The sequence below is a fragment of the Glutamicibacter sp. AGC84 genome, from assembly GCF_053543575.1.
Window position 1 is genome coordinate 1 of the sequence record NZ_JBLVOC010000007.1, and the last position, 22,406, is coordinate 22,406.

Annotated in this window: 25 protein-coding genes, 4 tRNA genes and 1 riboswitch; of the genes, 21 read left to right on the forward strand and 8 right to left on the reverse strand. The window is 62.2% G+C overall.

Annotated elements, in window-relative coordinates:
* Positions 1-75: 75 nt before the first annotated feature.
* From ACNPN0_RS05300 to ACNPN0_RS05315, 4 genes are all read right to left on the reverse strand, one after another.
* Positions 76-148: transfer RNA gene (locus ACNPN0_RS05300), tRNA-Gly, on the reverse strand.
* Between the two features lie 45 nt (positions 149-193).
* Positions 194-265 (reverse strand) — tRNA-Val (locus ACNPN0_RS05305).
* Between the two features lie 27 nt (positions 266-292).
* Positions 293-363: transfer RNA gene (locus ACNPN0_RS05310), tRNA-Cys, on the reverse strand.
* 54 nt (positions 364-417) lie between these two features.
* Positions 418-490, reverse strand: a tRNA-Gly gene (locus tag ACNPN0_RS05315).
* A 192-nt stretch (positions 491-682) separates the two neighbouring features.
* Between ACNPN0_RS05315 and ACNPN0_RS05320 the strand changes: the two genes are divergently transcribed.
* The 13 genes from ACNPN0_RS05320 to hisF all read left to right on the forward strand — a co-directional run bounded on the left by ACNPN0_RS05320 (position 683) and on the right by hisF (position 11,933).
* Positions 683-1,525 (forward strand): PD-(D/E)XK nuclease family protein, encoded by an 843-nt coding sequence (locus ACNPN0_RS05320; protein WP_400342233.1) that lies wholly within the window; start codon positions 683-685, stop codon positions 1,523-1,525.
* Positions 1,526-1,618: 93 nt separating this feature from the next.
* Complete coding sequence (gene def / locus ACNPN0_RS05325; RefSeq protein ID WP_133834247.1) at positions 1,619-2,182, forward strand: peptide deformylase; 564 nt, start codon at positions 1,619-1,621, stop codon at positions 2,180-2,182.
* Between the two features lie 3 nt (positions 2,183-2,185).
* Positions 2,186-3,118 (forward strand): methionyl-tRNA formyltransferase, encoded by a 933-nt coding sequence (gene fmt / locus ACNPN0_RS05330; protein WP_448938326.1) that lies wholly within the window; start codon positions 2,186-2,188, stop codon positions 3,116-3,118.
* Positions 3,115-4,638: an RsmB/NOP family class I SAM-dependent RNA methyltransferase gene (locus ACNPN0_RS05335; protein WP_133834245.1), complete on the forward strand. Its 1,524-nt coding sequence runs from the start codon at positions 3,115-3,117 to the stop codon at positions 4,636-4,638. Before fmt ends, ACNPN0_RS05335 begins: the two co-directional genes overlap by 4 nt.
* A gap of 28 nt (positions 4,639-4,666) precedes the next feature.
* A complete protein-coding gene (gene rpe / locus ACNPN0_RS05340) occupies positions 4,667-5,329 on the forward strand; it encodes a ribulose-phosphate 3-epimerase (protein ID WP_105661463.1) in 663 nt (220 codons plus the stop codon).
* Between the two features lie 41 nt (positions 5,330-5,370).
* Positions 5,371-5,508: riboswitch (FMN riboswitch) on the forward strand.
* Positions 5,509-5,623: 115 nt separating this feature from the next.
* Positions 5,624-6,325 (forward strand): nicotinamide riboside transporter PnuC, encoded by a 702-nt coding sequence (pnuC, locus tag ACNPN0_RS05345; protein WP_105661574.1) that lies wholly within the window; start codon positions 5,624-5,626, stop codon positions 6,323-6,325.
* A 15-nt stretch (positions 6,326-6,340) separates the two neighbouring features.
* Positions 6,341-7,381, forward strand: a complete 1,041-nt coding sequence (gene ribD / locus ACNPN0_RS05350; RefSeq protein WP_105656720.1) for a bifunctional diaminohydroxyphosphoribosylaminopyrimidine deaminase/5-amino-6-(5-phosphoribosylamino)uracil reductase RibD — start codon at positions 6,341-6,343, stop codon at positions 7,379-7,381.
* A 34-nt stretch (positions 7,382-7,415) separates the two neighbouring features.
* On the forward strand, positions 7,416-8,039 hold the full coding sequence (locus ACNPN0_RS05355) for a riboflavin synthase (RefSeq protein WP_448938327.1): 624 nt from the start codon (positions 7,416-7,418) through the stop codon (positions 8,037-8,039).
* Complete coding sequence (ribB, locus tag ACNPN0_RS05360) at positions 8,039-9,286, forward strand: 3,4-dihydroxy-2-butanone-4-phosphate synthase (protein WP_133834243.1); 1,248 nt, start codon at positions 8,039-8,041, stop codon at positions 9,284-9,286. Before ACNPN0_RS05355 ends, ribB begins: the two co-directional genes overlap by 1 nt.
* A gap of 36 nt (positions 9,287-9,322) precedes the next feature.
* Positions 9,323-9,814 carry a 6,7-dimethyl-8-ribityllumazine synthase gene (ribH, locus tag ACNPN0_RS05365; protein ID WP_448938328.1) on the forward strand — a complete coding sequence of 164 codons (492 nt, stop codon included), beginning with the start codon at positions 9,323-9,325 and terminating at the stop codon, positions 9,812-9,814.
* A gap of 72 nt (positions 9,815-9,886) precedes the next feature.
* Positions 9,887-10,150: a phosphoribosyl-ATP diphosphatase gene (locus ACNPN0_RS05370; protein ID WP_038991810.1), complete on the forward strand. Its 264-nt coding sequence runs from the start codon at positions 9,887-9,889 to the stop codon at positions 10,148-10,150.
* A gap of 142 nt (positions 10,151-10,292) precedes the next feature.
* Complete coding sequence (gene hisG / locus ACNPN0_RS05375; RefSeq protein ID WP_105656716.1) at positions 10,293-11,141, forward strand: ATP phosphoribosyltransferase; 849 nt, start codon at positions 10,293-10,295, stop codon at positions 11,139-11,141.
* A 21-nt stretch (positions 11,142-11,162) separates the two neighbouring features.
* Entirely contained in the window at positions 11,163-11,933 is a 771-nt protein-coding gene (hisF, locus tag ACNPN0_RS05380; protein WP_448938329.1) for an imidazole glycerol phosphate synthase subunit HisF, read from the forward strand.
* A 54-nt stretch (positions 11,934-11,987) separates the two neighbouring features.
* Here the strand turns inward: hisF and ACNPN0_RS05385 are convergent, their stop codons facing one another.
* From ACNPN0_RS05385 to ACNPN0_RS05400, 4 genes are all read right to left on the reverse strand, one after another.
* Positions 11,988-12,878, reverse strand: coding sequence for a hypothetical protein (locus tag ACNPN0_RS05385; RefSeq protein ID WP_448938330.1), 891 nt, complete (start codon positions 12,876-12,878; stop codon positions 11,988-11,990).
* 5 nt (positions 12,879-12,883) lie between these two features.
* Positions 12,884-13,522, reverse strand: a complete 639-nt coding sequence (locus ACNPN0_RS05390) for a DUF6318 family protein (RefSeq protein ID WP_448938331.1) — start codon at positions 13,520-13,522, stop codon at positions 12,884-12,886.
* A gap of 229 nt (positions 13,523-13,751) precedes the next feature.
* Positions 13,752-14,384 carry a hypothetical protein gene (locus tag ACNPN0_RS05395; RefSeq protein WP_400288179.1) on the reverse strand — a complete coding sequence of 211 codons (633 nt, stop codon included), beginning with the start codon at positions 14,382-14,384 and terminating at the stop codon, positions 13,752-13,754.
* 102 nt (positions 14,385-14,486) lie between these two features.
* On the reverse strand, positions 14,487-15,128 hold the full coding sequence (locus tag ACNPN0_RS05400) for a TIGR03085 family metal-binding protein (RefSeq protein ID WP_286134102.1): 642 nt from the start codon (positions 15,126-15,128) through the stop codon (positions 14,487-14,489).
* A 134-nt stretch (positions 15,129-15,262) separates the two neighbouring features.
* Here ACNPN0_RS05400 and hisI point away from each other — a divergent pair, with 134 nt between their 5' ends.
* The 8 genes from hisI (at position 15,263) to lgt (ending at position 22,380) form a co-directional block, all read left to right on the forward strand.
* Positions 15,263-15,664 (forward strand): phosphoribosyl-AMP cyclohydrolase, encoded by a 402-nt coding sequence (hisI, locus tag ACNPN0_RS05405; RefSeq protein ID WP_448938332.1) that lies wholly within the window; start codon positions 15,263-15,265, stop codon positions 15,662-15,664.
* A gap of 103 nt (positions 15,665-15,767) precedes the next feature.
* Entirely contained in the window at positions 15,768-17,339 is a 1,572-nt protein-coding gene (locus ACNPN0_RS05410; RefSeq protein ID WP_448938333.1) for an anthranilate synthase component I, read from the forward strand.
* A complete protein-coding gene (locus ACNPN0_RS05415; RefSeq protein ID WP_402470936.1) occupies positions 17,336-17,926 on the forward strand; it encodes a Trp biosynthesis-associated membrane protein in 591 nt (196 codons plus the stop codon). The genes ACNPN0_RS05410 and ACNPN0_RS05415 overlap by 4 nt, the downstream gene beginning before the upstream one ends.
* A gap of 156 nt (positions 17,927-18,082) precedes the next feature.
* Entirely contained in the window at positions 18,083-18,331 is a 249-nt protein-coding gene (locus tag ACNPN0_RS05420) for an HGxxPAAW family protein (protein ID WP_105656709.1), read from the forward strand.
* Between the two features lies 1 nt (position 18,332).
* Positions 18,333-19,157: an indole-3-glycerol phosphate synthase TrpC gene (trpC, locus tag ACNPN0_RS05425; protein WP_105656708.1), complete on the forward strand. Its 825-nt coding sequence runs from the start codon at positions 18,333-18,335 to the stop codon at positions 19,155-19,157.
* A 110-nt stretch (positions 19,158-19,267) separates the two neighbouring features.
* On the forward strand, positions 19,268-20,599 hold the full coding sequence (trpB, locus tag ACNPN0_RS05430; RefSeq protein ID WP_105656707.1) for a tryptophan synthase subunit beta: 1,332 nt from the start codon (positions 19,268-19,270) through the stop codon (positions 20,597-20,599).
* The gene (trpA, locus tag ACNPN0_RS05435; protein ID WP_133834233.1) at positions 20,600-21,382 is read left to right on the forward strand and encodes a tryptophan synthase subunit alpha; all 783 of its coding nucleotides are present in this window, start codon (positions 20,600-20,602) and stop codon (positions 21,380-21,382) included.
* Positions 21,382-22,380 carry a prolipoprotein diacylglyceryl transferase gene (lgt, locus tag ACNPN0_RS05440; protein ID WP_286134101.1) on the forward strand — a complete coding sequence of 333 codons (999 nt, stop codon included), beginning with the start codon at positions 21,382-21,384 and terminating at the stop codon, positions 22,378-22,380. Before trpA ends, lgt begins: the two co-directional genes overlap by 1 nt.
* Positions 22,381-22,406: the final 26 nt, after the last annotated feature.

Genomic DNA, 22,406 nt, shown 5'->3' on the forward strand with positions numbered 1-22,406 from the left:
CTACCGCTGCGCCAATCGCGCCGAAGATTCGCAAGGAATCTCGACAGAATTCAAAATTGCCTTATGAATTCACAGAGCGGTCAACGAGGTTCGAACTCGCGACCTCAACCTTGGCAAGGTTGCGCTCTACCAGCTGAGCTATGACCGCATATATTTAGTTATTAGATCCATGGTCTGGTGAACCATGATTCCGTGCGCGATACTGGGATCGAACCAGTGACCTCTTCCGTGTCAGGGAAGCGCGCTACCGCTGCGCCAATCGCGCAAAAAAGATCAAGCAACCTTCATTGCGAGGTGGGGACGGGATTCGAACCCGCGTATACGGCTTTGCAGGCCGCTGCCTCGCCTCTCGGCCACCCCACCATACTGACCGAAGTCAGAGTGACTAGTTTTACCTAGTCGGTGAATCTTTTTGCGAGCGGACAACGAGGTTCGAACTCGCGACCTCAACCTTGGCAAGGTTGCGCTCTACCAGCTGAGCTATGTCCGCAAAATGTGTTGTTTTCTGAACGTTTCCGTTCGCTCCAACGAGTAAAAACTCTATACGAGTTTTCGCATCCCCACAAATCGAAACGCTGAGATCTGGTTCACATGGCCTAAAAACCGCGGAACTACGCGGAAAATTGATTTTTCCGTCTCGACTAGGAGCGAAGCAATCCGAGTGCATGCCATGATCGTGTGCATGACGTCACCAAAACTGGCTATTCAAACAGACCTGGGCCGCATGTACAGCCGAAAAGTCGGCGGGGAAGCGATTGTCCCATCCATCACCACAGTCATCGGCATGGACAAGCTCGACCTCTCCGGCTGGGCCGGGTACATGGCGGCCAAGTCGCTTTCCGATGATCATCGGCTGGTGCAAGCGGTGGGGGACCCGCGCCAATTGCGCTCACTCGTGCGAGATGCAGCCGGTGCGGCCGAAGCTTATCGGGATTCCGCGGCCATGCGCGGGGACCGGGTGCATAACTACGCGGAGCAGCGCGCCCTGCAAGCGCTGGATCTGGAGCATGACCTGGGCGCAGCCCAAGCCGCGCTCGAAGCGAATAAGGAGTTGGGCTTCGCACGCCACTTCGACCAATGGTGGGAAGACTACAACGTCCAGCCCATTGCCGCCGAGGTGACGGTTTGGAATCACAGCGTCGGCTACGCCGGCACCATCGACCTGGTCGCCAAGATCGGCGGTCGAACCTGTCTCGTTGACTACAAGACCAAAAACACCGACCGCAACGGCTTCGTCAAGCGTCCTGACGACAAGGTGATCATGCAGCTCGCGGCCGCATGCAAAGCCGAAGAGCAAGTAGTCGATGCCGAACAAGGCACGTGGAAAGGGTGGGAGCACGGGACCGATGCCATGCTGCTCGCCGTAGCCCTGGGCGAGACCGGGGCACGCACCTTCATGGCCCCACCTCCAGCTTTGCCCGACTACTGGTCCAAGTTCTATGCCTTGCGCCGGAATTGGGAAGCCTCATTCAGGATCGCGCAGTCGCGTGCCTCACTGGCCGAAATCACGCCGCCAGCTCAATAAAGTCGCACGCCCACCGCGTAGACTGGAACGGTTAGCTTTCGGCATTGCGAAACCTAATACCAATGTCCACGGCAGGGAAGGTACCAGCGGATTATGGCGATTTTGGGAATTCGGATCATCGGAGACCCCGTTCTACGCACCCCAGCGCAGGAGGTGACCGACTTTGGCCCGGAGCTCCAGAAGCTCGTCGAAGACATGGATCAGACGATGGAAAACGTCACCGGTGCAGGACTTGCCGCACCGCAGGTCGGTGTTTCCCTGCGTGTCTTCACCTACCAAATTGGCGAAAAACGCGGACATATCGTGAATCCGGTGCTGGAGCTCAGCGAGGATTACCAGGAAGACCAGGTGGAGGGCTGCCTGTCCATCCCGGGCATTGCAGCACCAGTTCGGCGCCGGCGCTATGTCAGGGCCACCGGCTTCGATAAGTTCGGCAACCCGGTAGAACTCGAAGGCGCCGACATGCTCGCCCGCTGCTTCCAGCACGAAACCGATCACCTGGACGGCATCTTGTTCCTGGACCGGCTGGCACCAGAAGAAAAGAAAGCGGCGTGGCGCACCTTGCGGGCCAACAACTACTCGCAGACCGCTAACGCCACCGTAAAGAAACGTTCCGGAGCCCTGGGCTCCAGCTTTGGCGCAGGATTGGGGTTCTAACTCATGCGTATTTTATTCGCCGGCACACCACAGGTCGCCGTCACTTCCCTGGATTACCTGCACGAGGCCGGTTTTGAAATTGCCGCAGTGCTCACCCGTCCCGATGCCCCGTTGGGACGCAAACGCGTGCTGACCCCATCGCCGGTTGCCGCTCGCGCCGCAGAGCTTGGCCTGCCGATCATCAAGGCTGCCAAGATCACCGAAGAAACTACCGCCGAACTTGCGGCCTTGGACCTTGAAGCCGCGGCCATCGTCGCCTATGGAGGGCTAGTGCCGGAGGCGGCATTGGCAGTTCCAACCCATGGCTGGATCAACCTGCACTTCTCCTTGCTGCCGCACTGGCGGGGTGCCGCTCCGGTGCAGCATTCCATTATCAACGGCGATGACATCACCGGTGCAGTCACCTTCCAGCTGGAAACCGGACTGGACACAGGTCCGGTATTCGGACAGGTCACCGAGAGAATTGGTGAACTGGACACCGCAGGCATCATGCTCGAACGGCTCAGCCGGTCCGGCTCGAACCTGCTGGTGCAGACCTTGCAAGCTCTGGACTCCGGACAGGCCATTGCCATTCCGCAGTCCGGATCGCACACCTACGCACCGAAGATTACCGACGTGGATGCGGAGCTGGACTTCACCCGGACCGCCACGGAAATACGTCGGCGCGCCCACGGAACCACCCCGTCCCCGGGCGCCTGGGTCAAGGCCGAAGACAAGCGCTTCAAATTCGGTCCACTGCGTGAGCACCGCGAGATCACCGACCTTGCGCCAGGCGAAGTGCGCATCGAGCCAGGCAAGCAGCCGAAGGTATACATCGGCACCGCCACCTGGGCCCTGCAGCCCACCGAAATCCAGCCTCCGGGCAAGAAAATGATGAACGCCAGCGACTGGGCACGTGGAGTGCTCACCCAGGGAACGAAAGTGAGCTTCGCATGAGCGGACAGGAACCACGCGGCGGATACCGCGACAATGATCGCCGCAATGAGCAGGGCCGTACCCGCAACCGCGGCCAGGCCGGCCCGCGCAAGTATTCGGCATCCGCACCCGGCCAGCGAAAGCGCGCGGCCGACCCGGCACGCCTGGTAGCTTTCAAGACCCTGCGTGAGGTATCCGGCGCGGATGCCTATGCCAACCTGGTGCTGCCGAAGATGATCCGCGAATACCAGCTTGACCGCCGCGACGCGGGCTTCGCCACCGAACTGGCCTACGGGGCACTGCGCGGCCAGGGGTTCTACGACGCGATCCTGACCACCCTGGTTGACCGTCCGCTGGCCGAGCTGGATCCGGCCATCCTCGATGCGCTGCGCCTGGGTGCCCACCAGCTGCTGGCCATGCGTGTGCCCAAGCACGCCGCCCTGGATGAAACCGTGTCGCTGGCTCGTGCGCAGATCGGCGCCGGCCCTTCCGGCCTGATCAACGCCGTACTGCGGCGCGTTTCTGCCAAGGAAGCCGATGAGTGGACTGAGCTGCTGGGCAATGCTGCCGCTTCGGAGTCCGAGCGGCTGGCCATCGAGCACTCGCACCCGGATTGGATTGTCCGTGCCTTGCGCGGCGCGCTGATTTCCCATGGCCGCGACGCCAGCGAACTTGAAGCCCTGCTGGAAGCGGATAACCTGGCGCCGCTGGTGAACCTGGTGTCCCTGCCGGGGCTGGGCGATCTGTCCGGCGCCCTGGAATCCGGGGCGGAACCGGGCACCTTGCTGGCTGATTCGGCCACCTACAAGCACGGCGACGTCTCGCGTGTGCCAGGGGTCAAGGAAGGCACCGTGCGTGTCCAGGATGCCGGCAGCCAGGTCATGGCCCGCGCCCTGGCTACTATCGAATTGCCCGAAGCCGGCGAGGACCGCTACTGGCTGGATCTTTGCGCAGGTCCAGGCGGAAAGGCGGCGCTGCTCGCAGCGATCGCCGTGCAGCGCGACGCCCGCCTGACTGCCAACGAGCCCACTCCGCACCGCGCTCGCCTGGTCGAGAACTCGTTGGCTGCGGTGCCGCATGACTACTGGATGGTCACCGGTGACGACGGACGCAGCTTCGGCGGTCTGGACTATGCAGGGGACTACGACCGCATCATGGTCGATGCACCTTGCTCCGGCTTGGGCGCATTGCGCCGCCGCCCGGAATCGCGTTGGCGCAAAGCCCCGCGCGACATTCCGGAACTGACCAAGTTGCAAGGCGAGCTGCTCGCTGCAGCCTTCAACGCGGTCCGCGTCGGCGGCGTCATCGGCTTCGTCACCTGTTCGCCGCATCAGGCCGAAACCCGCCTGGTTGTGGAAGACTTCTTGAAGCACCACGAAAACGCGGCACTGCTGGATACCAGCGCCGCGGTTTCCTCGGTGATGTATCAGGACGCGCCATCGGCAGGCCATGCACTGGGCGATGGGAGCACCGTGCAGCTGTGGCCGCACGTGCACGGCACCGACGCCATGTTCATGGCAATCCTGACCAAAAAAGCCTAGCCAAGCCCGAGTATTCCAAGGAGTATCCATGCGTAATGCGCGGATCAACCCGTCGATCCTGTCCGCCGATTTTGCGAACCTCGCTAGCGAGCTGGACCGCATCCACACTGCCGACGCGGTCCACGTGGATGTCATGGACAACCATTTCGTTCCCAATCTGACCTTGGGCTTGCCCGTGGTTGATGCGCTGCACAAGGTCAGCAAGCTGCCGATCGATGTGCACCTGATGATTGAGAACGCGGATCGCTGGGCCCCGGAATACGCGCAGCTCGGCGTGGATTCGGTAACTTTCCACGCCGAGGCTTCGGCGGCTCCTGTCCGCTTGGCTCGTGAATTGCGTTCCGCCGGGTCCAGGGCCGCCATGGCCTTGCGCCCGGCCACGCCGATTGAGCCCTACCTGGACATGCTCGGCGAGCTGGACATGGTTCTGCTGATGACCGTGGAACCAGGTTTCGGCGGCCAGAAGTTCCTGGATCTGGTCCTTCCCAAGATCAAGCGTGCCCGGGCTGCCATTGACGGCAGCGGCAAGCCGATTGCGTTGCAGGTTGATGGCGGCATTTCACGCGACACGATCCTGCGCGCCGCCGAGGCCGGTGCGGATGTCTTCGTCGCCGGTTCCGCGGTGTACTCGGCCCAGGAGCCATCGGTGGAAATCGATGTATTACGCAATCTTGCGCTGGGCGGTCACTAGCGGCGCACAAAGTGTGTCAGAATAAACTCAGTAAACACGAATACGTGCTCCGGGGTCGGTGAAAGTCCGAACCGGCGGTGATAGTCCGCGACCCGCAACCAAAGCCACAAGCTGAGGGACCGGTTGAACTGGTGAAATTCCGGTACCGACAGTTAAAGTCTGGATGGGAGAAGCACGAATTTGATATGCCTACTGGTACTGCCGATAGCCCGCACCGGGTCTATCTCCTAAAGCAGAGCCACAGGCCCATCAAATGCACACCCCCGGAGCCGCCGCTTCGAGAAGGGTGGAATGATGGATTTCCTGCGGTGGCTCATTGAAGCTTTCAACTCACAAATTGCGATCGGCTCGTCGGCACTTTTGGTGCGCGAAGTCGTAGGCAATATCTTCGGCCTGGCCAGCGCCGTGGGCGGCATGCGCCGCAAAGTCTGGGCCTGGCCTATCGGAATCGTCGGCAACCTGTTGCTGCTGACGGTGTTCCTGGGCAGCATTTTCGATACCGGATACACTGCCAACCTCTGGGGCCAAGCCGGCCGGCAGATCATGTTCATCGCCGTCTCGGTCTTCGGCTGGTACCGCTGGAAGCAGGCCAAGAACGGCACCGGTAGCGCCGTCACCCCTGAATGGGCTTCCAACAAGGCTCGCCTGGGCCTGATCGCCGTGCTGATCCTCGGTACCCTCGCCGTGACACCAATCTTCCGCCTCCTCGGCTCCTATGAACCTGTCTGGGCTGATGCATGGACCTTCGTTGGCTCGATGCTCGCCACGTACGGCATGGCCAAGGGCTGGGTCGAATTCTGGCTGATCTGGGTCGCCGTCGACGCCGTAGGCGTGCCGCTGCTGTTCTCCGCCGGCTACTACGCCAGCGCGTTCATGTACCTGTTCTACGGGGCATTCACCCTGGTCGGCTTCTTCGTCTGGGCCAAGTCCAAGCGCGACGCGAAACCCCAGATTGAAACCGAAATGCTCGATCCAACCATCTCGCGCCAACGCTGAAAGGGGAGCCGCACCATGATTACGACCCAGCAGCTCGACGCCGCATTGCGCACCGCGCTGGAAACCGCCGGACGCGGCCACCGCGGGGCCAACCCGCTGGTTGGCGCCTGCGTCCTGGATGCCGAGGGAAATATCATCGCCACCGGTTTTCATATCGGGGCGGGGCATCCGCACGCCGAGGTCGACGCACTGCGGCGCCTGGGCAAGATGCCTCCTGCCAAGGCCCGCGAACTGACGATGGTAGTGACCCTCGAACCGTGCAACCACACCGGTCGAACAGGTCCCTGTGCCCGAGCCATCGTGGAAGCCGGCATCGGGCAGGTGTACTACGCGGTCTCGGATAACACCGCCGCCAGCGGAGGCGCCGACTACCTGCGCAGCCACGGAACCCAAGCCACCCAGCTGGAGGATTTCTCCGCGGCGAAGCAGCTGAACCACCGCTGGTTCATCGCCAAGGCTGAAGGCCGACCGTTCATCACGGTGAAAATTGCCCAGTCGCTCGACGGCCGGATCAACGCACCGGATGGCACGAGCCAATGGATCACCTCCGAGGCCTCGCGCAACCACGCGCATACCCTGCGCTCGCGCGTGGATGGCATCCTGGTCGGCACGAACACGGCGATCATCGACAATCCGCGGCTGACCGCCCGCACTCCCGAGGGGCAGCTGCACGAGCGCCAGCCCTTCCGCCTGGTCATGGGCGAACGCGATTTGCCAGCAGATCTGGCACTCGCCCAGGGAAGCGATTGGTCGCAGATCCGCAGCCACGACGTGCAAGAGGCCATCGCCCGGGCTAACGAGTTGGGCCTGGCCCATCTGCTGATTGAAGGTGGCGCCACGGTCGCCTCGGCCTTCATCGCAGCAGATCTGGCCGACGAAATCTACTGCTACCAAGCACCAGTGCTGATCGGCGCAGGCAGCTCATCGGTCAACATGCCAAGCACCACCACACTCAGTGACGCGCAGCGTTTCCGGCTGGATTCGGCCAGCAACGAATCGTTGACCCGGCTGGGCGATGATATTGCCCTGCATCTAGAACCGTTGCCCCGCGCCTAAGCGCCAGCAACCCCAAACTTTTCAAGGAGTAATCATGTTCACCGGAATTGTCACCGGCCAGGGAGTCGTAGAAGGCATCGAGACCTTCAGCGGCAAGGATCTGGCAGTACTGACCCTGCGTGCCCCGGGCCACACCGAAGACCTTGGCCTTGGCGGTTCTCTTGCCGTCAACGGGGTCTGCCTGACCGCCACCGAGCTGGAAGGCGACACGCTCAGCGTCGACGTCATGGGCGAAACCCTGCGCCGCACCACCATCGGCGCCTTGAAAACCGGCGACCAGGTCAACCTCGAACGCTGCACCCCCGCCGGAGGCCGGCTCGATGGGCATGTAGTGCAGGGCCACGTAGACACCGTCGGCGAGGTGCTGGCCCGCGAAGACCACGGCCAGTGGACCACCTTCCGCATTGGAATCGACGCTGCTTACGCACCGCTGACCGCGGAAAAGGGCTCCATTGCGCTGGACGGCATATCGCTGACCATTACCGCAGTCTCCCCGGCAACGAATTCCGGTGGGCACTGGGTCGAGGTCGGCATCATCCCGATCACCCTCGCCGAGACCACCATGGGCACCCGCCAAGTGGGCGAGAAGATCAATATCGAGGTCGATGTGCTCGCCAAGTACGTGGCACGCCTGAATGAATTCGGAGGCCAGCAGTAATGGGCACCTCGACTTTGGATTCCATCCCTACCGCGCTGGCAGCCCTGGCCGCCGGCCGAGCCGTAGTGGTCGTCGACGACGAGGACCGGGAAAACGAGGGCGACATCATCTTCGCCGCCCAGCACGCTACGGCGGAGCTGATGGCCTTCACCATCCGCTACACCTCAGGGGTGATTTGCGTGCCCTTGGGCGCCAAGCGGGCCGACGCGCTGCGCCTGGCCCCGATGGTCGGCATCAACCAGGATGCCAAAGGCACTGCCTTCACCGTCACCTGCGATGCCGCCGAGGGGATCACCACCGGTATTTCCGCTGCCGATCGTGCGCTGACCAGCCGACTGCTGGCCGACCCGGCCACCGAACCGGCTCAGCTCTCCCGCCCGGGCCACATTTTCCCGCTGCGAGCTGCGGCCGGGGGAGTGCTGGAACGCCGCGGGCACACCGAAGCGGCGGTCGACCTGTGCCAGGCCGCCGGCTTGGAACCGGTCGGCGTGATCGGCGAAATCACCAAGGACGACGGCGAAATGATGCGCCTGGATGACCTGCGCGTCTTCGCAGCTGAACACAACTTGCCGCTGATCTCCATCGACGACCTGGCCCGCTGGCGCCGAGTCAACGACGAGATCGAGCTGACCGATCCGATCAAGCTGCCCACCGCCTTCGGGGACTTCACCGCCCGCGCTGCTACCGCAGAAGGCCACGAGCACGTCGTGCTCAGCCACGCCGGTCCCGACGGCGCTAAGCCCGGCAACCTGGTGCGCATCCATTCGGAGTGCCTCACCGGGGACATCTTCGGTTCCTACCGGTGCGACTGCGGCGAACAGCTGCATGCTTCCATGGAAACCATCGCCCGCGAAGGCGGTCACGTCATCTACATCCGCGGGCACGAAGGCCGCGGCATCGGCCTGGCCAACAAGCTGCGCGCCTACGCCCTGCAGGAAGGCGGCATGGATACCCTGGACGCCAACCTGCATCTGGGCTTCCCTGCCGACGCACGCGAGTACTTCGCCGTCGCTGCCATCCTCAAGGCCATGGGCATGGACGAAATCCGATTGCTGAGCAACAACCCGGACAAGCAGGAACAGCTGAATGACGCGGGAATCAAGGTAGCAGAGCTGATCGGCCTGCAGATTGCACCGCGTGAGCAGAACTCGGCCTACCTGCGCACCAAGCAGACGCGCTTCGGCCACCACCTGGATCTTCCCGATACCGACGATGACCAGCAAGCCGACGCCTACCACGGCGCCTGAACCCCACGAATCCAGAAGAATAGAAGGAGCATCAAGATGAGCAAGCATGGCGCACCTGCCGATGTCAGCGAACAGCTGAAGGCCCTGGCCGCTCAGGAGAAGTTCTCCCAGCTCAAGGTGGCCATCGTGGCCGCGAGCTGGCACGAGGTGATCATGAACGGACTGATTGACGGCGCCGAGCGCGCCGCCAAGGATGCCGGTCTGGAATCGAGCACCACCCTGATCCGCGTGCCGGGCACCTTCGAATTGCCGGTCGCTGCCTCCACCCTTGCCGGCGACTACGATGCGGTCATCGCGCTGGGCGTGGTCATCCGTGGCGGTACTCCGCACTTTGACTATGTCTGCTTGGCCGCGACCAATGGCTTAACCAATGTGAGCGTGGACACCAAAACCCCAATCGGTTTTGGCGTGCTCACCTGCGATAACGAAGAGCAGGCCCTTGACCGCGCTGGCTTGGAAAACTCCAGCGAGGACAAAGGCTATGAAGCCTACTCGGCTGCCGTCATGACGGTAGCCGCACTGCCCTAGCATTCGGGTGGCCCTGTCACAAAGGGCCACCAGAATACAGCCCCTGCGGAGAAAACAGCTAGGATAAGTTCCGTGAAAACTTTTGACGAGCTCTTCAGCGAACTATCGCTCAAGGCACAATCCCGCCCGGAAGGCTCACGTACCGTCACCGAACTCGACTCTGGTGTCCATGGCATCGGCAAGAAGATCGTCGAGGAAGCCGCCGAAGTTTGGATGGCTGCGGAGTACGAAACCGATGAGGCCGCGGCGGAGGAGATCTCCCAGCTGCTGTACCACCTTCAGGTTCTCATGATCGCCAAGGGAATGACCTTGGCCGACGTTTACAAGCATCTATAGCCGTCGCGCGATTGCGGCCTGATCCACTACCGATCAGGTCGCAGTCAACGCACGGCGGCAGAAACAACGGCCAACGAATTAATCCTTGGCGCTTGTTTATGGCTAATCGCCGCAGCGCCATTCATGACGAAATGAGTCAATAATGCTCCGCGTAGCCCTACCCAATAAGGGTGCCCTATCCGAAATCGCTTCCACCATGTTCAAGGAAGCCGGCTACCTCCAGCGCCGCGATTCCCGCGAACTGGTCCTGGTCGATGAGGAAAACCAAGTTGAATTCTTCTACCTGCGTCCGCGCGACATCGCAGTCTATGTCGGCCGGGGAATCCTGGACGTAGGCATCACCGGTCGCGATCTGTACCTTGATGCAGATGTCGACGACGCTGTCGAAGAGCAGCTCTCGCTGGGCATCGGGAAGTCGGCTTTCCGCTTCGCTGCCCCGGTTGGCGCCTTCAACGATGCACAGCAGCTCAATGGCAAGCGCATTGCCACCAGCTATGACGTGCTGCTGCGCCACTACCTCGAAAAGTCCGGCATCCAGGCTTCGATCGTTCGCCTTGACGGTGCCATCGAGTCTTCGGTGCGGCTGGGCGTGGCCGATGCCATCGCTGACGTTGTAGAAACCGGCAATACCATCAAGGCCGCTGGCATGGAGATCTTCGGCGATCCGCTGCTGAATTCCGAAGCAGTCATGATCGGCCGTGTCGGCCACAAGCCATCCGGCTTGGATGTGCTGATCCGTCGCCTGAACGGTGTGCTCGTTGCCCGCCAGTACGTCATGCTCGACTACGACGTGCGGCGCGAGCTTGCCGACCAGGCATGCGAGCTGACCCCAGGCCTGGAATCGCCAACCGTGTCGGACCTTGCAAACTCCGATTGGGTGGCCGTGCGCGCCATGGTCAAGAAGTCGCAGACCAATAACATCATGGACGAGCTGTACGAAGTCGGCGCCCGCGCCATCTTGGTCAGCCAGATCCACGCCTGCCGCATCTAAGTAGACAAGGAACATTCGCTGATGAGCGTTGCAATTCGTGTTATTCCTTGCCTCGACGTTGACGCCGGACGTGTTGTGAAGGGCGTGAATTTTGCGGGGCTTCGCGATGCTGGCGATCCCGTTGAGCTTGCGCGTCGCTACAATGATGCAGGTGCCGACGAGTTGACCTTCTTGGATGTCACCGCATCCAGCGCGGATCGTGAAACTACTTATGAGGTCGTTCGCCATACCGCAGAAGAAGTTTTCATCCCGCTGACCGTGGGCGGAGGCGTCCGCGCTGCCGAAGACGTCGATCGCCTGCTGCGCAACGGCGCTGACAAGGCCTCGATCAATACAGCGGCGGTGAACCGTCCTGAGGTCATCAACGAGATTACCCAGCGCTTCGGCTCCCAGGTGCTCGTGCTGTCGCTCGACGCCCGACGCACAGATGATCCGACGATTGCATCGGGCTACGAGGTTACGACTCATGGTGGTCGTACCGGCACGGGCATGTGCGCCGTAGCTTGGGCCAAAGAAGCTGCTGAACGAGGCGTGGGGGAGATCCTGCTGAACTCAATCGATGCTGATGGCACCAAGGATGGTTTCGATCTGGAAATGATCCGTGCAGTTCGCGCCGAGGTCTCGGTCCCGCTGATCGCATCGGGTGGTGCAGGAAAGCCTGAGGACTTCCCTCCAGCAATTGAAGCAGGTGCCGATGCCGTTTTGGCCGCCTCGATTTTCCACTTCGGTCCGAAGGACATGATCGCCCAGGTCAAACAGGCCATCCGCGAAGCTGGCTACCCAGTTCGCTAGGCACGTAAGCCGAAGGCCCAGCACCAAATGGTGCTGGGCCTTAGCTGTACCCGGCTACTCGTTGGCAATCAGTTCCTTCTCGGTCCGCCAAACGTCAATTTCAATAGGAACGCTGGCGACGGCAGCCTGACCGGGTATAGCTTGCCACGCGCCGCCATCGACGCTGAATTCTCCGCGGTAGAGAGTGGTCACCCCGACCTTGAAAGTTCCCGTCTCTCCATACGAGTGACTCGTGGGGGTTTCATCTCTCAGCGTATGATGCGGCATCGGATCTCCAGGGAAATCAAGATTTCGAGTAGTCCCATCCCCATAGTTCCAGTTCCACTGAATCGGTATCGCTTTGATTCGTACCGAACTTTGTCCTATCTCCAAGTCGAAAGATTGAACTTCCCTAGTTGCCCAAAGATGACTATGACCATTTCGCAACGAAAATTTCGCCGGGGAACTGCTGATGTTCGAAGCGATGATTGGAAATGATCGGAATTGTTCGAGCGAGACGCTGACCGATTCCTTTTTAATTCTTTCTATTCTTTCGTCCTTGGGGTCTTCTGGGCAAACGCGGAAGGAATCCAGGATGCCGCCTTTATCATTCCCTTCCAAGACCAAGATTTGACGGATTATCGGATAGGATCCATCGTCGCAAACCTTTAGGTCTGGATTCGATCGGCATCCCATGAAGGAATCATTTGTAGGGCTGCATGAATCAAAGTCACGGAAATCATATTTCGGTTTCTCTTGCTTTTCCGTTATTGGCGGATCTTCTCTGTGGTAGCCTCCGTCTCTATCCTTCTTGGGGCAGAATGACCACTTTACATTTACATCTTTTTGACCGAGTGATTCTTTCTTTTTGCAAGGTACGAGATTTGATTGTTGCTCCGTTAGCGAAACGGAACTGAGTGGAGAAAAGAGCAGGAGTGAGGCCATTGCTAGGCGAAGATAAAGCATGAGAATTACTCTTCTGCGACGAGTAAATCTTCAACTGTCCATTTGGTGTCAAAGGACAATTGAAAAGTTGATAAAGAAGACTTTACTTCTGAATATTCCGCAACTACAGAATCAGGCACTATGTAAGTATCGAACGGTTCTGCGGAGAATCTAGCGGTGACGATGGCCCTTCCTGGTGCAGAAATGTAAGAGTCGATTACCGATGCCTTGTATTCGCCTCCGACTTGCCATTCACCGACTGATGCACTCTCGTCAGCAGAGTCGATAATCGCTTCGGCGCATAACTTGCAACTGCGAGAAGTCACGTTCTTGATCGGCCCAGTCTTCGTTGTTTCGGCAGTGTAATTGATGAGATCGAAGTAATATCTGGTGAACTCGGCTGCACCTTCCTTCGATTTCACTTTGGCTGCCTCTGGCATTTTCGGAACAGGGACGTTTTGCGCTGGACCTTTTGCCGTGGCTGGTTCATATTTTTCCGTATTGCTCGGCGACGGCGGAGCCGACGTTGAACCTGGCGCCGAAGAAGACTTAGAGGCTTCAGTCGGTGATGCAGCTGGCCCTTCAGCGTTCCCGGCGTTGCAGCCTGATAGTGCGAGTGCAACTGCTGCAACGGACGCGACAACTGCAATTTTCCGAGTGTCCATTCGAACTCTCCATGATCATTGGGAATGCCAGGTTGTGCGCCATCCTATGCCCGTGTTTCAAGAAAGTGGAGAGTTTTCGAGGAATCTGTGGAAAACTCAGGGCAGTTAGATCCCGAATCCCAATTACCTGTAACCACGTTTGATGACGGTCTGGAGTGAAACGATGCGGCTGGCGACGTTTGATTTCAGGACTCGTGGAATCGCCTAGCCTGAAATCAGGCACGTTCAATTAGCTGAGCGGTGCTTTACTCGGGGGACTCTCAAGCGCGATGGCAGAAACTTTCCATCCGGTGTCGGTGTATTCAAGTCCCATGGTGATTTCACCCAGATTTTGTTCTTCGACAATGATGGTTTCCTGATCGGGACGAAGGAGCGAACGTTCAGACAAGGTCAGCTCGCCCATCAGATAAGCAGAATTACCGTCGAACCGGACGATATAGTCCGTGTGCAGGAAGTAGTAGCCGCCGGTTTGCATGTCTTCCGGACCTGTTCGGAGGTCTTCTTGCTCGCGGAAGGTCTTCCAGCACTGTTCCGCTTTGCATGTTCCGGTAACTATCGGGGTGAAATCGGCGGAGTCCTGGTAGATGATTTCATAATTGAGCAAGTCGAAGAAGTACGTTCCGGCGTCCTGGACTCCGTAATCCGATTTTTCATACGTGATATCTGCCGACTCGGGAAGCTCCAGTTCGCTTGATGGAGGTGCCTGCGTGGTACTTGAAGCAGTCGGCAATGAAGCCGAGGACGCCGGATCGGCGGGAGCGACTGAAACGAAGAGTGCTGATACCAGGGCAACCAAGACGAACGCGGGCACGATGGCGATAGCGACACTGGGGTAATGCTCAAGGACTCTGCGCGTGTTCATGGCCAAGCTCCAGACCTGTTGGATATCGATTGCTCGAAATCCTAGGCCGGTGCGACGCGAACTTGGACGGCACACCCACGAGTGTGGATAACCAAGGGAGCCTTATAGCCCTGGCTTGAAGCCCTTGACGATTTCCAATGCGGTTTCCCCGCCTTCGAACAAGACCAGGCTCTGGTCGATGCGGCCGAACGAGTACATCATCAGCTCGGTGACCGGCCCGGTAATCGAAACAGCGTTCGGAGCCTTCTTGGCGACATGACGCTGGCCATCGGGACGCGTCAGGATAATGCCAATTGGCGCATGGCGGAACAGCAGGCGAGACATGCGGGTCAGCGACTGCCAGAGCAGTTCGGTGTACTCGGTGTCCAGAACCCGCGGAGCCCACTGGCCGCGGGCACGCCGCACATCTTCGGTGTGGATGAAGAACTCGGAGAGGTTCGCCGACTGGTTGACCTTGTCGATGGCGAACGGCGAGAAAGCGGGCGGACCCGATCGGAAGCTGCGGACCAACCCGGCATAGCCTTCAGGAGTCTGCGCCGCGATCACCATTTGGTTCTGCTTCGCCTCGAGCTTCTTGGACAGCGGTTTGAAGAACATGCCGGCAGAAAGCAGTGAGCTTTCGCGCAACACAAGGTGAGCGGCGAGATGGCGGGTCTGCCAACCGTCGCAAAGGGTGTCGGCGGTAGGTCCTGCCGCAAGCAGGGTCTCGGCCAACGCAAGTCTGGAAGCCTGAACTAAGTGCATCACCTCTGAAACTAGCACGCTCCAAGTGACTAATTGTGCAAGGTGAAAGAGGTGTCGCCAAGACGGCGTGGCGTGTCGGCGAGCGGTACGTCACAGGTCTCTGGATTCCGCGGAAAACCAGTATGCTAATGGTGATGTCTACTTCTAACGACGGCTCGAATCCGAGCCCTGAATCCCACAGCCTCGACCCGGCGATTGCCCGGCGTCTCAAGCGAGATGCCAATGGCCTGTTTGCTGCCATCGCGCAGCAGTACGACTCCGGGAAAGTGCTGATGCTCGGCTGGATGGACGATGAAGCGTTGCACCGCACGTTGACCACTGGCCGGGTCACCTTCTACTCCCGTTCCCGCCAGGAATACTGGCGCAAGGGCGACACCTCCGGCCACTTCCAGTTCGTGAAGTCCGTTGCCCTGGATTGCGATGGCGATGCGCTGCTGGTGCAGGTCGACCAGGTAGGCGCCGCCTGCCACATCGGCACCGAATCCTGCTTCACCGATCGTGAATTGCCGGCCGTCGTGGGCCACCGCCCCGAGTAGGACTTTCGAAGCACCGGCACACGCGGTTGGCTAGCGCCGGGAATGCCGCGCCCAGCTGCGCATCGCAGCACGCGCTCGAAGAATACGTAGAAGAAGAACACTGATGAAAACCCTTGGCAAGATTTCCCCGTCCCGCGAGTCCTTCCGCGCCATGGCCGCGAACCGTCGTGTCATCCCCGTGACCATCACCGTGCTGGCTGACTCGCTCACGCCCATCGGCCTCTACCGCACCCTGGCGCAGGGCCGCCCGGGCACCTTCCTGATGGAATCGGCTGCCCCGGGCGGTGTCTGGAGCCGCTATTCCTTCATTGGAGTGAACTCCCCGGCAACGCTGAGCACCCGTGGTTCAGAAGCCTACTGGCAGGGCCATGCGCCAGCTGGCCTGCCCACCGGCGGTGCGGGCGTGGAGGTCTTGCGCGACACCGTGCGCGCGCTGAAGACCGAACCCGTTCCCGGCATGCCTCCCTTGACCGGCGGCATGGTCGGCTTCATCGGCTGGGAATGCGTGCGCCACTGGGAGAAGCTGCCCAACCCGCCGGCGGATGATCTGAACCTGCCTGAGCTGAGCATGAACCTGGTAGCAGACATGGCTGCCCATGATGCGGCCGAAGGCACCGTCACGCTGATCGCCAACGCGATCAATTTCGATGGCAGCGACGAGAATGTCGACGACGCCTACGACCGTGCCGTCACCCGCCTGCAGGCGATGCTCGACCAGCTCGCGGTGCCGGTGGATTCGGCCGCGGCGGTGCTCACCGGTACCGATGTGCCGCGCGAAACCCTGATGGAAGCTGTCACCCACTCCTGGGATGAGAACGAGTACCTCAAGGCGCTGGCCAAGTCCAAGACCGCGATCGTGGACGGAGAGGTCTTCCAGATCGTCGTCTCGCGCCGCTTCGAGCTGGAGACGCAGGCCGACGCGCTGGATGTCTACCGCGTGCTGCGCGCGACTAACCCGAGCCCGTACATGTACCTGTTCAACTTCGTCAACGAGCACGGCGAACGGTTCGAGATCGTCGGCTCCTCGCCCGAAGCGCTGGTCACCGTCAACGATTCGCACGTGGTCACCCACCCGATCGCCGGTTCCCGCCCGCGAGGGGCGAACTACGAGGACGACCAGTTGCACGAGAAGTCGCTGCTCAACGACGAGAAGGAGCGCGCCGAGCACCTGATGCTGGTTGACCTTTCGCGCAACGACCTCTCGCGGGTCTGCAAGGCCGGCACCGTGGAAGTCACCCAGTTCATGGAGGTCGAGCGCTTCAGCCACATCATGCACCTGGTCTCCAATGTGGTGGGCAAGACCCGCGATGACGTGGACGCCTACGACGTGCTGGCCGCGACCTTCCCGGCCGGCACGCTCTCCGGCGCACCGAAGCCCCGCGCCCTGCAGCTGCTGGACGACTACGAACCGTACCGCCGCGGCATCTACGGCGGCGTGGTCGGCTACCTGGACTTCGCCGGCGACATGGACATGGCCATCGCCATCCGCTCCGCCCTGCTCAAGGGGGAGCGCGCCTATGTGCAAGCCGGCGGCGGCATCGTCAACGACTCGAAGTTCGCCGACGAAGCCCTGGAAACCGTGAACAAGGCAGCCGCCCCGCTGCGCGCCGTCTGGGCTGCGCAGTCGATGCGTGCGGCCCACAACATCAACACCGAATCAGGTGAAACGAAGTGAAGAAATTGACCAGCGCCCGCACCCTCGCCCTCTTCGGCATGGCCGGCGCACTGATCGGCCTCTGGTCGGCCACCCGCACATGGATCACCGTCGATGTGGCCTCCAGCTCCGTGCAGATCCCGCAGATCGTCATCGACGGCGCCACAGCGGCCGCCTCGGTCACCGCGGTCTCCGTGGTGGTGCTGGCCGGTTCGCTGGCGCTGCTGATCGCCGGGAAGATCGCCCGCTACATCATTGCGGCGATCTGCCTGCTCGCCGGTGCCACCGTGGTTGCCGCCGGCCTCGGGGCGCTGCGCGATCCGCAGGCCGTCGCCTCCACCACCGTGGCCGAAGCTACCGGACTGGCCCAGAACGTCGGCGAGTACACGCTCAGCGCGTGGCCAGCGGTCGCGGTGTTCGCCGGAGTGCTGATGGCGCTGCAGGCCGTGCTGGTGTTCGTCTTCGCCGGCCGCTGGCCCGCCAAGGCCAGCAAGTACGATCGGCAGGCGGCAAGGTCCAGCGCGGAGCCCAAGGACCAGTCCTCGCGCAACATCGCCAGCTGGGAGCAGCTCTCGGACGGCGAAGACCCGACTGCCGGCCGGAAATAACCCGAGCGGATCGTGATTCGCACCACCGGCGCGAAACGAAGGCTTCCGGAATAGGAGGTTCTCGCGCGCAGGTGGCAGAATGGAACCTGAAGACCAACGTCCCGGGCAGCAACGCCCTGCCGGGACGCAGCATCACAACATGAGGAGACATCGAACATGTCGCAGAACACCGAGCTCGATCCGGTATACACCGAAGAGATTGGCCACGGTAACTCCATCGCAGCGTGGGCCTGCGTACTGACCATGATTGCCGGTTCAATCGTGGCCGGCATCGCCTTCGCCTACTTCGCCTGGTCCATCGTCTGGGTCGGTTGCGGCATCATGGTGGTTGGCCTGCTCCTGGGCTGGATCCTGAAGGCAGCCGGTTTCGGCGTGGGCGGCGCTCGCAGCGGAGCATCGCACTAAATTGACTGTTCTTGATGAGATCATCGCGGGCGTCCGGGAAGACCTGGGCGCCCGTCGCGCAATCACCAGCCTGGAAGCGATCAAGCAGGCCGCGGCAGCGGCAGCTCCTGCGCGCGATGCTTTCGCCGCGCTCGGTGGCCATGCCGACCAGGCCGCCCGCGACACCACGCTGCGTGTCATCTCCGAGGTCAAGCGCAAGTCCCCGTCCAAGGGTGCGCTGGCAGATATCCCGGAGCCTGCCGTACTGGCCGCTGAATACGAGGCCGGTGGCGCCTCGGTGATTTCCGTGCTCACCGAAGCCCGCCGTTTCGGCGGTTCGCTCCAGGATCTCGACGCGGTACGCGCTGCCGTGCAGATTCCGGTGCTGCGCAAGGATTTCACGGTCGACGAGTACCAGATCTACGAAGCCCGCGCCCACGGCGCTGACCTCGTGTTGCTCATTGTTGCGGCGCTGAATGATGAATTGCTGGCATCTTTCCTAGAATTGACTCACCAGCTGGGAATGAACGCCCTGGTGGAGACCCACACCGAGGAGGAAATCGCCCGCGCCAGCAAGGCCGGAGCGAAGATCATCGGCGTGAACGTGCGCAACCTGAAGACGCTGGACGTCGATCCAGCCACCTTCGGCAAGCTCGCTCCGCTGCTGCCGGCCCAGGCGGTGATCGTCGCCGAGTCCGGTGTGGAATCCACCGAACAGGTCGTCCAATACGGTGCGGCCGGCGCCGACGCGGTCTTGGTCGGCGAAGCGCTGGTGAAGCATGCCGATCCGCGCGCTTCGGTCGCCGCGTTCATCAAAGCCGGTACCGGCGCCAAGCCGCAGCGCTAGCCGCGCACGGCGGCGAAGGACCCAGAACTGCTTTTCGTGCCCCGCAGGAGTTTCCGGCGGGGCACGAGACTTACCACGAATCAAGCTCCGTACGAGGAAAGAGGGAATCGATGAGCACTCCGGAAAACTCCGAGCACCGCCAGTCGATCGATGCACAGTCGCTAAGGCACGCAAGCGGCCCGTACTTTGGTGCCTACGGCGGGCGATGGATGCCCGAGTCCCTCATGGCCGCCATGGACGAGCTGAACGAGACCTTCGAAGCGGCCAAGAACGACCCCGAGTTCATCGCCCAGGTCAAGGACCTGAACAAGAACTACTCGGGGCGCCCCTCGCTGCTCACCGAAGCCAAGCGCTTTTCCGAGCAGTACTGCGGCGGGGTGCGGATCTTCCTCAAGCGCGAGGACTTGAACCACACCGGCAGCCACAAGATCAACAACGTGCTCGGCCAGGCGCTGCTGGCCAAGCGCATGGGCAAGACCCGCATCATCGCCGAGACCGGCGCCGGCCAGCACGGCGTCGCCTCGGCCACCGCCGCGGCCCTGATGGGCCTGGAATGCGTGGTCTACATGGGCGCGGAGGACACCCGCCGGCAGGCGCTGAATGTCGCGCGCATGCGCCTGCTCGGCGCCACCGTCATCCCGGTCACCGTCGGCTCCCAGACGCTGAAGGACGCGATCAACGAGGCGCTGCGCGACTGGGTGGCCAACGTGGATAACACCCACTACCTGCTGGGCACCGCCGCCGGCGGCGCCCCGTTCCCGGCCATGGTCCGCTACTTCCACGAGGTCATCGGCGACGAGGCCCGCGAGCAGATCCTGGCCCAGGCCGGCCGCCTGCCCGACGCGGTGACCGCCTGCATCGGCGGCGGATCGAACGCGATCGGCATTTTCCACGGCTTCCTCGACGATCCCGAGGTGGAGATCTACGGCTACGAGGCCGGCGGCGACGGCGTGGACACCGACCGCCACGCCGCGACCATCACCCTGGGCCGCCCGGGCGTGCTGCATGGCGCGAAGTCCTACCTGATGCAGGACGAGGACGGGCAGACCGTCGAATCGCACTCCATCTCCGCGGGCCTGGACTACCCGGGCGTCGGCCCGGAACACGCCTACCTGGCCGACATCGGCCGCGTGAAGTACGAGCCGGTCACCGACACCGAGGCGATGGACGCGTTCAAGGCGCTGTGCCGCACCGAGGGCATCCTGCCGGCGATCGAGTCCGCGCACGCCCTGGCCGGCACCATCCGCCTGGCGGCGCGCAAGATCGCCGAAGGCGCGGTCCCCGAAGAGACCATCATCATCGCGAACCTCTCGGGCCGCGGGGACAAGGACGTGGGCACCGCTGCCGCCTGGTTCAACATGATCGACGAAAAAGACGCCGAGGCCGAAATCAACGCGGCCACTGCGCAGAACTCCGGCTCGCAGAAATCCGAGGAGAAGTAGATGACCCGCGTGACCAGCGCCCAGAAGATCGCCGCAGCCCGCGCCGAGGGCCGCCCGGCCCTCATCGGCTACCTGCCTGCCGGCTTCCCCGACGTCGCCACCAGCATCGAGGCCGCCGTGGCGCTGGCCGAGAACGGCGTGGATGTCATCGAGATCGGCATCCCGTACTCCGACCCGGTGATGGACGGTTCGGTGATCCAGGAAGCGACCGTGCAGGCGCTGGCCAACGGCTTCAAGGTCCCGCAGATCTTCGACATCGTGCGCGGAATCACCGAACGCACCGACGTGGCCGTGATGGTCATGACCTACTGGAACCCGGTGCTGCGCCTGGGCGTGGACGAGTTCTCCCGGCGCTTCGCCGAAGCCGGCGGCGCCGGCCTGATCACCCCGGATCTGGTGCCCGACGAGGCCGCCGAATGGATCCAGGCCAGCGAGAAGCACGGCCTGGAGCGCGTGTTCCTCATTGCCCCTTCGTCCACCGAAGCGAGGGTGCAGCGCACCGTGGATGCGTCCTCCGGCTTCGTCTACTGCGTGTCGCTGATGGGCGTCACCGGCGCCCGTACCGAGGTGTCCTCCGCCGCGCAGGCAGTGGTCGACGCCGCCCACAACGCCGGCGCCGAGAATGCCTGCGTGGGCCTGGGCGTCTCGCGCCGCGAGCACGTGGAAGAAATCGGCGCCTACGCCGACGGCGTGATCGTCGGCACCGCGCTGGTCGCCGCCCTGCGTGACGGGGGAGTGCCGGCCGTGGGCGCCCTGGCCGCCGAACTGAGCGGACGGGCCTGATGGCTTTTGCCGCGCAGCTGGCGCTTGCCTTGCCCGCCTCCATCCCTTCGCCGCCGCCGGAATTCGCCAGGATCTCGATCGGCCCGCTGACCATCCACGCCTACGCGCTGTGCATCCTGGCCGGCATCCTGATCGCGCTGTGGCTGACCAACAAGCGCCTCGGCGCCCGCGGCGGCAACTCCGACATGCTCTGGGACATCGCCATCTGGACGATCCCCTTCGGCATCATCGGCGGCCGCCTCTACCATGTGCTGATTACCGACCCGATGTACTACTTCGGGCTCGGCGGGCAGACCGCCCACCTGGCCGAGATCCCGCAGATCTGGCTTGGCGGGCTGGGCATCATGGGTGCGGTGTCGCTCGGCGCACTCGGGGCGTGGATCGGTTGCCGGAAAGCCGGCATCCGGCTCTCGGCCTTCGTCGACGCGGCCGTGCCCGGCCTGCTGCTGGCGCAGGCGGCCGGGCGCTGGGGCAACTGGTTCAACCAGGAGCTGTTCGGCGCGCCGACCGACTTGCCGTGGGGCCTGGAGATCGATGCGGACAGCTACAACTTCCCGGCCGGGCTGCCCGCGGACACGCTCTTCCACCCGACCTTCCTGTACGAGTCGCTATGGAATGTCCTGGGCGCCTTCGTGCTGATCGCGCTGGACCGGAAGTTCAAGCTGCGCCGCGGCGCACTGTTCTGCTGCTACATGATCTGGTACGGCATCGGCCGCACCTTCACCGAATCGCTGCGCCTGGACCCGGCCGAAATCATCGCCATCGGGCCGCTGGCCCTGCGCGTGCACCAGTGGCTGGCGATCGGCATCGCCATCGCCGGCATCCTCGCGCTGATCGTGGTCCTGGGCAAGCTGCGCAAGCAGCAGGTCGATCCGTTCTACCTGCCAGGCAGGGCCCCGGCGCAACCGGTCGAAGCAGATCGCGCCAAGCCCGCCGCGCACTCACCGGCGGAGTCCAGCTCCGATCCGGGCAGCGACGCCACAGAGCGGCAGCAATAATTCCATAGCACCATTCCGGTGGGGGG

Coding starts and splice junctions, on each gene's coding strand:
- ACNPN0_RS05420 (WP_105656709.1), top strand. CDS start 18,083: ATGTCGCAGAACACCGAGCTCGATCCGGTATACACCGAAGAGATTGGC.
- ACNPN0_RS05410 (WP_448938333.1), top strand. CDS start 15,768: ATGAAAACCCTTGGCAAGATTTCCCCGTCCCGCGAGTCCTTCCGCGCC.
- rpe (WP_105661463.1), top strand. CDS start 4,667: ATGCGTAATGCGCGGATCAACCCGTCGATCCTGTCCGCCGATTTTGCG.
- ACNPN0_RS05335 (WP_133834245.1), top strand. CDS start 3,115: ATGAGCGGACAGGAACCACGCGGCGGATACCGCGACAATGATCGCCGC.
- ribH (WP_448938328.1), top strand. CDS start 9,323: ATGAGCAAGCATGGCGCACCTGCCGATGTCAGCGAACAGCTGAAGGCC.
- ACNPN0_RS05320 (WP_400342233.1), top strand. CDS start 683: ATGACGTCACCAAAACTGGCTATTCAAACAGACCTGGGCCGCATGTAC.
- ACNPN0_RS05390 (WP_448938331.1), bottom strand. CDS start 13,522: ATGGACACTCGGAAAATTGCAGTTGTCGCGTCCGTTGCAGCAGTTGCA.
- ACNPN0_RS05400 (WP_286134102.1), bottom strand. CDS start 15,128: ATGCACTTAGTTCAGGCTTCCAGACTTGCGTTGGCCGAGACCCTGCTT.
- hisF (WP_448938329.1), top strand. CDS start 11,163: ATGAGCGTTGCAATTCGTGTTATTCCTTGCCTCGACGTTGACGCCGGA.
- ACNPN0_RS05355 (WP_448938327.1), top strand. CDS start 7,416: ATGTTCACCGGAATTGTCACCGGCCAGGGAGTCGTAGAAGGCATCGAG.
- trpB (WP_105656707.1), top strand. CDS start 19,268: ATGAGCACTCCGGAAAACTCCGAGCACCGCCAGTCGATCGATGCACAG.
- ribB (WP_133834243.1), top strand. CDS start 8,039: ATGGGCACCTCGACTTTGGATTCCATCCCTACCGCGCTGGCAGCCCTG.
- ACNPN0_RS05385 (WP_448938330.1), bottom strand. CDS start 12,878: ATGCTTTATCTTCGCCTAGCAATGGCCTCACTCCTGCTCTTTTCTCCA.
- ribD (WP_105656720.1), top strand. CDS start 6,341: ATGATTACGACCCAGCAGCTCGACGCCGCATTGCGCACCGCGCTGGAA.
- hisI (WP_448938332.1), top strand. CDS start 15,263: ATGTCTACTTCTAACGACGGCTCGAATCCGAGCCCTGAATCCCACAGC.
- fmt (WP_448938326.1), top strand. CDS start 2,186: ATGCGTATTTTATTCGCCGGCACACCACAGGTCGCCGTCACTTCCCTG.
- trpA (WP_133834233.1), top strand. CDS start 20,600: ATGACCCGCGTGACCAGCGCCCAGAAGATCGCCGCAGCCCGCGCCGAG.
- pnuC (WP_105661574.1), top strand. CDS start 5,624: ATGGATTTCCTGCGGTGGCTCATTGAAGCTTTCAACTCACAAATTGCG.
- lgt (WP_286134101.1), top strand. CDS start 21,382: ATGGCTTTTGCCGCGCAGCTGGCGCTTGCCTTGCCCGCCTCCATCCCT.
- ACNPN0_RS05395 (WP_400288179.1), bottom strand. CDS start 14,384: ATGAACACGCGCAGAGTCCTTGAGCATTACCCCAGTGTCGCTATCGCC.
- hisG (WP_105656716.1), top strand. CDS start 10,293: ATGCTCCGCGTAGCCCTACCCAATAAGGGTGCCCTATCCGAAATCGCT.
- def (WP_133834247.1), top strand. CDS start 1,619: ATGGCGATTTTGGGAATTCGGATCATCGGAGACCCCGTTCTACGCACC.